Source organism: Bacterioplanoides sp. (assembly GCF_965226395.1).
GTDB lineage: Bacteria > Pseudomonadota > Gammaproteobacteria > Pseudomonadales > Oceanobacteraceae > Bacterioplanoides.
Window position 1 is genome coordinate 2,888,741 of sequence record NZ_OZ245358.1, and the last position, 12,380, is coordinate 2,901,120.

13 protein-coding genes are annotated in these 12,380 nt (G+C 46.9%); 9 read left to right on the plus strand and 4 right to left on the minus strand.

Annotation, left to right across the window (positions count from 1 at the left end; translation table 11 throughout):
* Positions 1-23 precede the first annotated feature (23 nt).
* Entirely contained in the window at positions 24-1,727 is a 1,704-nt protein-coding gene (locus ACO05E_RS13230; protein WP_419813413.1) for a hypothetical protein, read from the plus strand.
* On the opposite strand, the gene ACO05E_RS13235 is transcribed toward ACO05E_RS13230, so the two are convergent.
* Positions 1,724-2,434 carry a hypothetical protein gene (locus ACO05E_RS13235; RefSeq protein ID WP_419813414.1) on the minus strand — a complete coding sequence of 237 codons (711 nt, stop codon included), beginning with the start codon at positions 2,432-2,434 and terminating at the stop codon, positions 1,724-1,726. The two genes, ACO05E_RS13230 and ACO05E_RS13235, sit on opposite strands and share 4 nt — an antisense overlap.
* A gap of 423 nt (positions 2,435-2,857) precedes the next feature.
* On the opposite strand from ACO05E_RS13235, the gene trxB reads away from it, so the two are divergent.
* The gene (gene trxB / locus ACO05E_RS13240) at positions 2,858-3,814 is read left to right on the plus strand and encodes a thioredoxin-disulfide reductase (protein WP_419813415.1); all 957 of its coding nucleotides are present in this window, start codon (positions 2,858-2,860) and stop codon (positions 3,812-3,814) included.
* Positions 3,815-3,883: 69 nt separating this feature from the next.
* On the opposite strand, the gene ACO05E_RS13245 is transcribed toward trxB, so the two are convergent.
* From ACO05E_RS13245 to ACO05E_RS13255, 3 genes are read right to left on the minus strand one after another with little or no spacing between them, the layout of a single operon-like run.
* Complete coding sequence (locus ACO05E_RS13245; protein ID WP_419813416.1) at positions 3,884-4,711, minus strand: M48 family metallopeptidase; 828 nt, start codon at positions 4,709-4,711, stop codon at positions 3,884-3,886.
* Between the two features lies 1 nt (position 4,712).
* Positions 4,713-5,177 (minus strand): YbjQ family protein, encoded by a 465-nt coding sequence (locus ACO05E_RS13250; protein ID WP_419813417.1) that lies wholly within the window; start codon positions 5,175-5,177, stop codon positions 4,713-4,715.
* Positions 5,177-5,497 (minus strand): YbjQ family protein, encoded by a 321-nt coding sequence (locus tag ACO05E_RS13255; RefSeq protein ID WP_419813418.1) that lies wholly within the window; start codon positions 5,495-5,497, stop codon positions 5,177-5,179. The genes ACO05E_RS13250 and ACO05E_RS13255 overlap by 1 nt, the downstream gene beginning before the upstream one ends.
* Positions 5,498-5,660: 163 nt before the next feature.
* On the opposite strand from ACO05E_RS13255, the gene ACO05E_RS13260 reads away from it, so the two are divergent.
* From ACO05E_RS13260 to ACO05E_RS13290, 7 genes are all read left to right on the plus strand, one after another.
* Positions 5,661-6,662, plus strand: a complete 1,002-nt coding sequence (locus tag ACO05E_RS13260; protein ID WP_419813419.1) for a cytochrome-c peroxidase — start codon at positions 5,661-5,663, stop codon at positions 6,660-6,662.
* Positions 6,663-6,669: 7 nt separating this feature from the next.
* Complete coding sequence (locus tag ACO05E_RS13265; RefSeq protein ID WP_419813420.1) at positions 6,670-8,271, plus strand: methyl-accepting chemotaxis protein; 1,602 nt, start codon at positions 6,670-6,672, stop codon at positions 8,269-8,271.
* Positions 8,272-8,361: 90 nt separating this feature from the next.
* Positions 8,362-9,612 carry a hypothetical protein gene (locus tag ACO05E_RS13270; RefSeq protein WP_419813421.1) on the plus strand — a complete coding sequence of 417 codons (1,251 nt, stop codon included), beginning with the start codon at positions 8,362-8,364 and terminating at the stop codon, positions 9,610-9,612.
* Positions 9,613-9,622: 10 nt separating this feature from the next.
* Complete coding sequence (locus ACO05E_RS13275) at positions 9,623-10,330, plus strand: OmpA family protein (RefSeq protein WP_419813422.1); 708 nt, start codon at positions 9,623-9,625, stop codon at positions 10,328-10,330.
* Positions 10,327-10,791, plus strand: a complete 465-nt coding sequence (locus ACO05E_RS13280; RefSeq protein WP_419813423.1) for a hypothetical protein — start codon at positions 10,327-10,329, stop codon at positions 10,789-10,791. Before ACO05E_RS13275 ends, ACO05E_RS13280 begins: the two co-directional genes overlap by 4 nt.
* A gap of 64 nt (positions 10,792-10,855) precedes the next feature.
* Positions 10,856-11,125, plus strand: a complete 270-nt coding sequence (locus tag ACO05E_RS13285) for a hypothetical protein (RefSeq protein WP_419813424.1) — start codon at positions 10,856-10,858, stop codon at positions 11,123-11,125.
* A 335-nt stretch (positions 11,126-11,460) separates the two neighbouring features.
* A complete protein-coding gene (locus ACO05E_RS13290) occupies positions 11,461-12,378 on the plus strand; it encodes a hypothetical protein (protein WP_419813425.1) in 918 nt (305 codons plus the stop codon).
* Positions 12,379-12,380 lie beyond the last annotated feature (2 nt).

Below are 12,380 nucleotides of genomic sequence, written 5' to 3' on the forward strand. Positions count from 1 at the left end.
GTGTATCGCTTGGTATTTTTATTATGTCGGTATTTAAGAAAATTCTGTGGCTGTTACTGATCCTGGCTGGCTTGAGTGCGGCTGTCTTGTATGGGTATATCCACTCATTACCATCCGTTGCGCCACAATTTGTTACGGCCGATTCTCTGTTGCCGGAGAAAGAGTTTAAGCCACTTCAGTGTAACCAGAATACGCAGCTGAACGTGGCTTATGATGTGACCGTGACCGTCAGTTCGGAATTAAATCATCAGGCGATCTACGATTCCCGGTTGCGTTTTAAAACACAATTAACTCAGGCGAATGATGACGTTGTTAAAGGCATTGCCAGCAGCATTAGTATTAATGAAGGGCAGGGAAATATAAGCTTGCAGGATGTTGTATTTCTCAGTCGTATTAACGCCCCACAATATGTCGTATTTAATGCATTTGACGATTTAGGGTTAATTGAAAAACACCCGATGGCCATTCTTTCGCAATTACTGAAAGGATTATCGGTCGGAGATGATAACACCCATTATTTTTTCAGTTATGACCCGCTGCAAAAAACATATCGTTACCGTCATCGTACCAGCCAATCTTCAACCGGAGGCGGGTTTTTAACCGGAGACAGGTTGGTTGAACGTGCGGCGTATCCAACCACTGCCAATATCAGCTCATTTTCCGCTTCATTTGCGGATTATCAAAGTGACTGGCAAGTGCAGTTAGATCAAAACTGTTTGCCACATACATTGCGCTCGGTGGAAAAGCACGCCCTGAGTGTCGCCGGGAAACATGGCTTTATTCGTTTTAAAATCGAAGCGAAGGCCATTCCTGTCTTTACCGATATTCAGCAATATCAATTTTCACAATACGCGAATAGCGGCAATCAGTGGCATGTGGCTGGAATTAATGCGGACACACTGGCTAATCGTGTCGAGAACGAGCAACAAATGTGGGAAGTGATTCAGAGCTTTTCTGACAATAAAGATATGGCGTCATTACGTCAGGCAGCAAATTATATGCTGGATCATTTTCAGGCGGCAGATACCGCGAATCTGTTGCAACAACAAGACCTCGCTGATGCCGTAAAACGCGATCTGATTTTTGCTCTGGGAAGAACCGGGCGTGACGATGCTGAAGATTTTATGCTGCAAACCTTGATGTCAATGCCTGTTGCTGCAGGTGATGCTGCGGATTTACAAAAGGTCAGGTTGATGGTCTCTCTGGCCAGTAACGATAAGTTGAGCGATGAATCTTTTTATGCTCTGGCGCGTTTAGCTGAACAAAATAATGAAACCCCAAATATCCGAAATAACGCGCTGATCAGTATGGGAACCAGTTTTGCCGGTTTGAGAGATTCTGGTCAGAGCGGGAGTTATCTGGAAGAGCCATTGCGCCAGCAAATTACTCAGGCGTTTATAGCGCCGGAACGCTCTGCTGCCAGTGCCATTCTGGCTGCGGGTAACGCTCGTTTAACGGGTTTAGAGCAGCCTATGTTGTCAGCGTTGCAATCGGGTACCTATAAAGAGCGTTATGCCGCAGGTAGAGTGCTAAGTCAGGATGAACGTCAGCGAGATACTCTGATTAATCATGTGGCTTCGGAATCATCAGATCAGGTGGTGTTGGCTATTTTGTCAGGCTGGGATGCTGAGGAATTAACGCCGACCCAGCAACAAAGGCTGAGTCGGATTGCAGAGCAGGCACCAGCGCAAAAAGCTCGTTTGCTCCAGCAGTTTTTAACGCGTTAAGGTCGCAGGTGAACCTTAACACTCACGCCTTCCAGATTAATATCCCGTAAGGTGACATCGCCAAAGTGTGAACCAGAGGCACCGGCAACCCGTACATTTTTAAACGCAATCTGGCGGATATGGGTTGGCACTTTTACGTCCAGCGAGCCATCGGCGTTTAATGTGGTGCGTGGGCCGGGTTCATATTCAACGCCGGAAATTTCCAGATCGGATTCCAGCAAATTGGAGCCGGGCAGGAAGGAGCCAAGCAGCGATTCCAGGGTGGTTGCTGCCAGCTCATCTTCTGAGTTAGCGTTGCCACTGATGACATCAATCAGCTGTTCATACTGTGGCCCTAACGATTGACCGGATACGTTCGCCATATCGGCTTCGTTAAGCGCCTGCATACCGGTTCGGCTGGCGAAGGTTTGCTCTGCAACCGTCTGATCATCGGTGGCAGCATTCGCTGACGCCATAAAGGGTTGTATCGGGCCCAGCAGCATGGCACTGATCGCTGCCACCAGTCGATAACGGGATTGTTTCTTCAGTGCACGACTCAGCTGTCTGTCGGTCAGCCAGCCATTACTAACCAGTAACTCACCCAGACGCTGGCCGCTTTGAGCCTGTTGGGTTAACGCCTGATCTAATTGTTGACGAGTGATCAGTCCTTTATGAATTAACAGCGTCCCTAAGCGGGATTTCTGCTGTATCTCATGGCGTTTTTGCATGATGGCGCAGCCTTTTTTTGCTTATTTTTCTGCAAAGGTCATGGTGCAACAGTTCATCGTTGCTCACAACGCAGGAAAAATGACAGTTTTAAATAGGTTGAAAGACAGATGAGCTAACTGCATGAAAAACCGGTGTTTATTGGTCGGGCAGAAAGTTCAGCCAATTTTTGAAAATACCGGCTTTGTCTGTTGTTTGTCAGAAGCGGGTATCTCATCAGAACTGAGTATAGACACTGTACAAAAAACAGACGGGTAATAGTTCGGCTGTATCGGTGAATTAGCATTATTAATTTAACAGGCGAAACTAATAGCGATAAGCTTTGTCCATAATCGTCTAGTACGGGCCGGTAAAGTCGTTGGGCTAAATCAGCATTAGCTCTATAATGCCAGCCGATTTTACGTTTTTAGATTTGGAGACAACAGGTGAGCGAAGCACGTCACGTTAAGTTATTGATTCTGGGTTCGGGTCCTGCGGGTTACACCGCTGCTGTTTACGCTGCGCGCGCTAACCTGAATCCGGTAATGATTACCGGTATGCAAATGGGTGGTCAGCTGACCACCACCACAGATGTAGACAACTGGCCCGGAGATAACGACGGTGTTCAGGGCCCGGCGCTGATGGAGCGTATGAAAGCCCACGCCGAGCGTTTTGATACCGAAATTATTTTTGATCAGATTAACGAAGTAGAACTGCAACAGCGCCCGTTCCGCCTGAAAGGTGACAGCGGTGAATACACCTGTGATTCGTTAATCATCTGTACCGGTGCCTCCGCTAAGTACCTGGGCCTGGACAGTGAAGAAGCCTTTAAAGGTAAAGGCGTTTCTGCTTGTGCCACTTGTGATGGTTTCTTCTATCGCAACAAGCGTGTTGCTGTCATTGGTGGTGGTAACACCGCTGTTGAAGAAGCCTTGTACTTAGCCAATATCACAAAAGAAGTGGTGGTGATTCATCGTCGCGACAGCTTCCGCAGTGAAAAAATTCTGGCCGATAAACTGCTGGATAAAGCCGCCAACGGCAACGTGACCATCAAGTGGAACAGCGAGCTGGACGAAGTTCTGGGTGATGATATGGGCGTGACCGGCATGCGCATTAAGAACCGTGAGTCCGGTGATACTGAAGAGTTGGATTTAGAAGGTATCTTTGTCGCGATTGGTCACCAACCAAATACCGGTATTTTTGAAGGGCAGCTGGAAATGAAAGACGGCTACCTGAAAGTACAGAGCGGTACCGAAGGTAACGCCACACAAACCAGTATTGAAGGTATTTTTGCCGCTGGTGATGTGATGGATCATATCTATCGTCAGGCGATCACCTCAGCCGGTACTGGCTGTATGGCTGCACTGGACGCTGAGCGTTTCCTGGATAACCTGGAAGGCTGATAACTGCGTTGTTGTGAAACAGCCTTGCTATAAAAAAGAGCGCCGCTTGCCTATGGTAAGCGGCGTTTTTTATTGAATGTTTAACAGCGTGGGAAGCGCTGTGGTGGTACCAGCCTGCATCGAACCCCGTATCGTCTGGATACGTTCATCCGTAATTGGATGAGTTTGCACAAACTCCAGCCATTCTGAGTCCTGCGGTAAGCTGCTCTCCTGCTCCAGCTGGTGGATCTGAGTAAAAAATTCATCGGCTCCGGCGGTATGTCCATAGGTGGCTGATAAACGTTGCAGGGCAAACTGATCGGCATCTCTTTCCATATCCCGGCTAAAGGCCAGTAGCGTCAGCAGCGAGGTGCTCTGGGTCACCGTCTGAGCCATATTGTCGCTGCCCATTAAGGCCCAAAGGACACCCAGTGATAGCTGTTCTAACAGCAGAGTCATGGGGTGGCGCAGTTGAATGTGTGCATATTCATGAGCCAGTACCATGGCTAAACCATTTTCAGACCGGATATTTTCTAACAGGCCACGGGTGATAAAAATATGGCCGCCTAACGTGGCAAAGGCATTGGGTGTTTCTTCATCGGCCAGATAATGTACCTGTACCGGTAATGCGTTATCGCCCGTCAGCTTCTGCAGTAGCTGTTGTAATGCTTGTTCTTGCTGCTCATGTGGCTCAGTTGAACCCTCGGTCGTTAGGTGAGAATCGCCTTTCCAGCTTAATTCCCACTCATACGGGATTTTAGGTGCCAGCCAGGAAGCGCTGGCCGCCAACAGCCAGGTGAATAAGGAAATCAGCAGTACAACCGCCAGTGACAGAATCAGGAAGTCCTTCAGCGGATGCTCATTTTTATTATTAATATGGTCGGGCAATATCGGATTGCCGCTTGGTCGGGTATCCATATTAATTGAATGCTGGTGCTGGCGTAGGAATCAGCGCTGTGCCATAGGCCAGCACCTCGACCGAACCAATGCCTTGTGCGGCGTTCTGACTGATGCGAGACGTTTCAAATTTGAGGTTATACACGGCATCCGCTCCTTTTTGGTGAGCGTCCTCCTGCAACCGTAATATCGCCTCGCGACGTGCCCGATCCAGCAGGCTTTCGTAAGCGGACACGCGACCGCCAAAAATGCTGCGTAAGCCGGCGGCAATTTTCTTAAAATAATCCACTGAGACGACAACATTGCCACTGACCAGTGCACTCTTGTGCTGAGCATATTGGATAGGAGGAGATTTCTCTGGCATGACCAGCAGTTCGCGATATTTCTGTTCACGTTGGCGGATGCGCTTATAATGCCGGGATTCGGCCCGTCGTCCGAAGAAATACCCCAACCCCAGCAGTACCAGAAACTGCAGTAAGGTTTCCATCAGTGATCCTCCACAATAACCGCAGTCCCATAGACAAAAATCTCAGAAGCGCCGGCCGCGATTGAAGAAGTTGAAAAGCGCACATTAACGATGGCGTTGGCACCCAGTGCCTGAGCTTGTTCGCCGAGACGGGCGATGGCTTCATCGCGCGATTCCGACAGCAGTTCGGTATAACCTTTCAGCTCGCCACCAAAGATATTTTTCAGGCCCGCCATGATATCGCGGCCCGCGTGCTTTGCCCGTACCGTGCTGCCTTGTACCAGCCCCAGGTGTTTTACAATCTTCTTGCCCGGTACTACTTCCATATTGCTGATCAGCATAGAACGCCCCTTTGTTAAACCGGTTTTGAATTTAGAGGCAAAGTGGATCAGATCAACTGCCATATATCAAGCCATGACCCGGAAAGAGTGTCTGGGATCCCGGAACACAAAATATGGTCTAGACTAAGCAATGATGATAGTAAAAAGGTATGAGTTACGAATAATGATTAATCTTTTATTAATTATTTTGTCATTTTTATTTCTGACAGCTCATGCTGAAGAATCCATTGAATTACAAACTTTGAAGCAGCAATACCAGCGCCCGGAGTTTATTCCGTTTCCGGCTGACAACCCTTACAGTTCCGATAAGGCTCAGCTGGGCAAGATGTTGTTCTTTGATCAGCGTTTGAGCCGTCACTTCAATATGACCTGCGCCACCTGCCACAATCCATCACTGGGTTGGGAAGACGGTGTGCCTACGGCGGTGGGCGATATCAATGAAGCCTTACCAAGACACTCACCAACCTTGCTGAATCTGGCCTGGGGCAAGGAGTTTTTCTGGGATGGTCGCGCAGCGACATTAGAGGAACAGGTTCGTGGGCCGGTTGAAGCGGCTGTAGAAATGAATATGTCACTTGAGGAAGTGGTCGAGCGACTGAATGATATTGAAGGTTATCGCCTGCAATTTCAGAAGGTTTTTGGCGAAGCCATTAACGAAACGAATATTCTCAAAGCCATCGCCACCTATGAGCGTACTCTGGTATCTGGCACTGCAGCCTTTGACCGCTGGGTGGATGGTGATGAACAGGCTATTTCAGAACAGGCAAAAGCAGGTTTTCAACTGTTTAACGGCAAGGCGGGCTGCAGCCGCTGCCATACTGGCTGGAATTTCACCGACAATCAGTTTCATGATATTGGCTTAAATTCGGATGATTTAGGGCGTGCTTTAATCACTGGCAATCCACAGCATAATTACGCTTTTAAAACACCGGGACTGCGTAATATCGGCCAGCGTATGCCGTATATGCACAATGGTGAATCCGCCAATATTGACGCGGTTCTGGCGCATTACATTTCGGGAGGAATTCAACGTCCGAGCTTATCACCACTAATGCAGCCTGTTCGTTTAAATCCGCAGGAACTGGCTCAGTTAAAAGCCTTTATGATCACACTCGATGGTGAAGATAAGCCTGTCAGCCTGCCGATTCTGCCCATTTCAAGGTAACTAAAAGATGCGAATAAAACACAAATTATGGTTAGGCTTTGGCTTGATTCTGGTGCTTTTCAGCGCATTAAGCTTGTACCTGAATAGCCAGCTGGGGGTGATTGGTAATACCGTTTCCAGAGTGATGGAGCATCCGTTAAATGCGGTATACAACAGCCGTACAGCGTCTGAAATCTTTCGCGATAGCCATGATCTGGTATTGACTGAACTGGCTGCGATTCAATTCTCAGATGGGCGTCAGAGTGTAGTGCAGCTGAACAACCTGAAAAGTGATTTTCTTAAACATATTGATCAGGCCGAACAAGCGGCCATGGCCATGGGCAGTTCCTTTGATTTTGCTCATACCCGTCAGCTGGCACAGCGTTGGTATGAACTGAATGTGCAGCGTATTGGTGATGTTAATCAGGCCAAAATTCCAGATGAACGGCTATTAACACAATTAGATCGGGAACTGCAGGCGACGTTAAGCCAGCTGGTGCAACAGAACATTGCCCTGGTGCAAACAGAACGACAAAAAACCAGTGATGAAATCAGCAGTACTCAGTCAACCGCAGTGACCGTGATGTTGTTGGTGTTAGCTATTGGTATCGTGATGGCCTTTTTATTATCACTGAATATCCAGAAGCCATTGTTGCAGTTGCAACGTTCGGTGGAAAACCTGGCTAAAGGTGAAGCGGATTTAACTCAGCGTTTAAACCTGACCACCCGTGATGAAACCGGTGATCTGGCCAGAGAGCTGGATTTGTTTATTGGTCGTATTCATGAACTGCTGATCAATACCAAGGCATCGGTAACGACATCCTGTGAAGCCTTGCTGGGGTTAACTGAAATTGCATCAGGTACCCGTGAAGGAGCCATTGAGCAGAAACAAGCCATGGTCATGACCGAGTATTGTGTTAAAGATATGACCAGTGCTGTGCAGCAAATGAATGACTTCTCGCATCAGGCAAAGGATCAGGCGGATACTGTTAATCATGATACTCAGCAGAGCATTCAGATGTTGCAGCAATCGTCCGATGGCATTGTGCAGCTGTCCGGTGAAGTTTCTGCCGCGCGTGAAGAGATTCAGTTGTTGGCAGAAGACAGCAACAGCATCTCTTCATTAATTAATGTAATTGATGAAATTGCCGAACAAACCAACCTGTTGGCCCTGAATGCTGCGATTGAAGCGGCACGGGCGGGTGAGGCTGGGCGTGGCTTTGCGGTAGTAGCCGATGAGGTGCGGGCGCTGGCCAGTAAAACCCGGGAATCGACCGAGAATATTCGTAAAACCATTGGTGGCATTCAGGATAAGGTCTCCAGTGCCCGCAACGTAATGGAGCATGGTCGTGACCTGGCGTTACGCTGTGTTGAACAAAGTGGTGAAGTGAATGAATCGCTGAACGCCGTAGGGACAAAGGTTCAGGAAATTTCAGATATTAACGGCACGATCGCCACCCAGAGTCATGAGCAAACCAATACTATGCAGAATATTGGTGATCGTATGGAGCTGGTGAATACAGTGGCTTCGGAAACAGAACAGCGCACCGCTGATCTGCAGGAAGTGCGACAGCAGCTGGCGGAAGCGTTAACTTCGGTGGAAGGTTTTATGAGTGAATTCCGGTTGTAATCACTTTCTTTTATATAGCCAATACGCGAAATAAAAATACTGAACTAGACTGGTTTGTAATAAACCCATTTTGGCTTGAGACCTTTATACATGATGGCGCAATTCTCTGGATGGACACTGGGTCTGATGGCGGTCATCGTCGTACTGACCCTGTACTTCCATATTTTCCGGTATTCCAACCGTACGGCTGAAATCGCCCCGAATATCCTCACCAGTATTGGCATCTTTGGTACGTTCTTAGGTGTGGCGCTGGGCTTATGGCATTTTGACACCGCTGATATTCAGGGCAGTGTGCCCAAGCTGATGGATGGCTTAAAAACCGCATTCTGGTCGTCGATTGTGGGTTTGTTAGGAGCGCTGACATTAAAGATTCGTGCCGCCATGTCCCAGGTTGGTCGTCGTGAAGTGACACAAACCCGGGTGGCGACCATTGATGATCTCGACAGTTCGCTGAAACACCTGGCTGACCAGTTTGATGCTGAACGCGATGAAGCACTGCCCCGCACCTTTACCCGACATCATTTACAAACCATTGATCGTCTCGATCAGGTGATTGCCTCGCTGGATGGTTATCAGGAGCGGATGGCCGAAGCTAATGCCAAGGCACTGGTACAAGCGATTGAAACCGTCATGCGCGATTTTAATACCCGCATTAACGAACAGTACGGTGATAACTTCAAACGTCTTAATGAAAGCGTTGGCAAGATGTTGGACTGGCAGAATAACTACCGCGATCAGCTACAGCAGCTGATTACGGAGCAGGAGCGCACGTCTGGTTCGATGAAAGAAGCCAGCCATGCGTTTGAATACATGGTGAAACACGCCAATGCCTTTAATGGCATTTCTGAATCCTTACAGGATCTGTTGAATGGCCTGGAGGCACAGCGCCAGAACCTGCAATCACAATTGGGTTCACTGGCGGATCTGGTGAATCATGCTGCTGATGGCTTACCGAAGCTGGAAGAGCGGGTAGTAGCACTGACGCAGGGCATGTCAGAAGCCGTGCAGTCTCAGCAGCGCTGGGCCGTTGAGCAATTAGGAGCAATGCAGCGTGGTGTTGAGCAACAGCTAGAACAGCAACTGCAAGCCAGTAACGAACGCCTGCAAGAACAACAGCATCATAGTCTGCAGCAATTGCAGCGTCTGGGTGAGCGGGTTGAGCGTCAGGTTGTGGCGTTGGATGAAAGCATGGAAGAAGAGCTGAATAAAGCGCTGAAGTCCTTTGGTATGCAGCTGACGGCATTATCTGAGAAGTTTGTAAGTGACTACACACCACTAACCAAACGCTTACAGCAGTTGGTTAAAGTCGCCGAATCTGTCACCGAAGCCGAGCATGACTGAGTAGCTGCCCATGAATGAAAATGAACTGGAGCAGCTGAAAGAACAGGAAGGCCATTGGGTTGCGGTATCCGACTTAATGGCGGGTCTGATGATGGTGTTTATGCTGATTTCTATTGTGTTTATGGTGAACGTTGAAACCGAGCGCAATAAAATCCGCGACATTGCTATTCTCTACGATCACCTGCGTACTCAGTTATACGACGATCTGAATAACGAATTTGCGGCGGATATGCAGCGTTGGGGTGCGGAGCTGGATAAAGACCTGGCGTTTCGGTTTAACAATACTGATGTGTTATTTGATCAGGGCAAGGCCGAGTTAAAACCAGAGTTTGCCGCTATTCTGGCCGACTTTTTCCCTCGTTATGTGAATATTATTACTCAGCCGAAATATCGCGACGATATCCTTGAAGTACGGATTGAAGGACATACCTCCAGTGCCTGGTCCGGAGCGGCGAACGCCGACGATGCTTATATCCGTAATATGGATTTATCTCAGGAGCGTACCCGTACTACGCTGGGTTATGTGCTTGGCCTGAATAATGTGGCTGCCAATAAAGATTGGTTAAAAACGCATTTAACTGCCAATGGTTTATCTTCCGCTAAAGTCGTACGTACCGATAACGGCGACGAAAATGAAGAAAGCTCTCGTCGTGTGGAATTCCGTGTAAGAACGGATGCGGATAGTCGGATTGCCACGATCTTAGAGAAAGTGCTATGAAGTTGCCGGACTTTCTCGACGATGCCGACCTGAATACTCTGCGCCAGAAAATGGGGGCTAAACAGCTGGGAGAATTTGAGCTGTTTGATCCACAAAAGCAGCTGACGTACTCCGAACGAGAAGCACTGGAAGAAGGTCAGTTTAAAATTAATGCTGCGGAATTACGTGCCTTAAAAGATAAAACACTGGCGTATAAAAACTCTCGTGTGTGGCTGACTCACGAACAAAAATACCATCTGGCTTACTGTCAGGAAGTACAGCAACTGCGTCACCGCCAGGTTGATGTGTTAACGGGCACGGAAGCTAATAGCGATGATGACTTATGTCTGGAGTGTCTGGCGCTACTAAAATACCAGGGTGTTGATAGCCGTCGTGTACGACGTAATGAGTTTACCGAGCATGTTCAGGAGGAGTTTGATTTGGTGGACTTTAAGAAGGTTTATCCGTTTTATCCGGTGTAGATACATTTACAAAAAACATTCATATCAGTAATAATTGAAGCTCAAGCAGTAAAAGGATTTTTTCGTGGTTTCAATCTTTGTTCTTCTGGCGTTCTGCCTTCCGATTTATCTGGCTCTGGCCATTCTTAAAGTTCAGGAGCGAAAAGCTCAACAACGTCTTAATCCGTTAACTAAGGGTATTTTCAGGCCTGCGGGTTATTCTTTATATACCCAAATAGATGAACTCCGCTTGGATGTGATGGCTAAAGTGGCGGTGATTGTATTTCTGCCTCCGACTTATTTTTCGGCAATGTCATCAAGTGATGTATTGGTTGATACGCCGACACCGATCTGAGCTACCCGTACCTGGTTATTGTGCTTGTTAATGAGCGCTGCTATTTGGTACCTGATTAAGTATGTTAAGGAAGCAGCCCGGGCAGGGCCTGGAAGACGTCGTGTATCAATGACCTTTTATGATTGTTGTGGGGAGGGCGCTGCAGTTTAACTTTTCGAATAATCAGGTTTTTGTCGCAATTTTCATAGTGATAATTTATTAGCTTCGAAATAAATATAGCTTATCTCCTTGGAATTCTTTGTTTCGCCCATAGGTACAAATTGGCGAGGTGTGAAGGAGCACGTTGTACTCGTTTTAAATTTAATCGAAGTACCCTAGCTAGGAAATGAAACAAAATGCATATTAAAGCAAAATATATTCGAAGCTTAACTAAAATTCGCTTGTTGGCATCTGAGTACGATCGGATTCGACTGGTTTATTCTGTTGATAATCGCGCAAACGATGCTTTAGCAAAAATCGGTTTCTCAGATTTGGGAATTGGTGAAGAAGCTATTCCACAAGTTGTAGGAAGGAAAACAAGAATCAATAGTGAGGGAGAAATACTGGTCTTAAAAGATAAGCCTAAGGTTAATAAAACGAGATCTATTTATCGAACATGGAATGATTGGCACGGAAATCCTCATTCTGGCTATCAGGATATTTCGTACAAAGCATACCCTACGATCAAATGTCCTCCGAGTCTTCATGAGTTTTGTTTGATCAATATTGGTGATGATTTATGTTTTGCTAGTAAGGAGATTGTTCTTTCCAACGAAAGTGAGAAAAGTATTCTTGAAATTGCCAATATTATTCTTGAATGCTTCGGAGCTTTTAACATTATCGACTCTACAAAGAATCAGCTTGTAACAAATAAGATGAAGGTTCTTGAATGGGAGTTGTTGCCTGTTGGTGAGAATCCTTGGAAGAGACAAGGATTAACATTTTCTCGTGGATCTAAAGCTCTAAATATTGAAAGAGCTCAAGCAGTTGAACACCGAATGAATACAGTTAAAAAATTTGGACCGTCAATGATAGCTAGAGGCCGAAATGGCTTTAACGGATATTTTGTTTATGGTTTCGAATCTATTGGAATTTTCATTCTTGAAAGCGTTTATACCAACAATGCAACTTATGTATTTAAAGATGATTGGGAAATGTTGTCTAAGTTAACGAAAAGTCAGCTCATAAATGGAGAGGCTAACTTTGAGAGGATTATTCATAACTCTAGTTGGGATATGAGGATGAAAGCTCTTTTTCACTCAGCTAAAAAGTAACA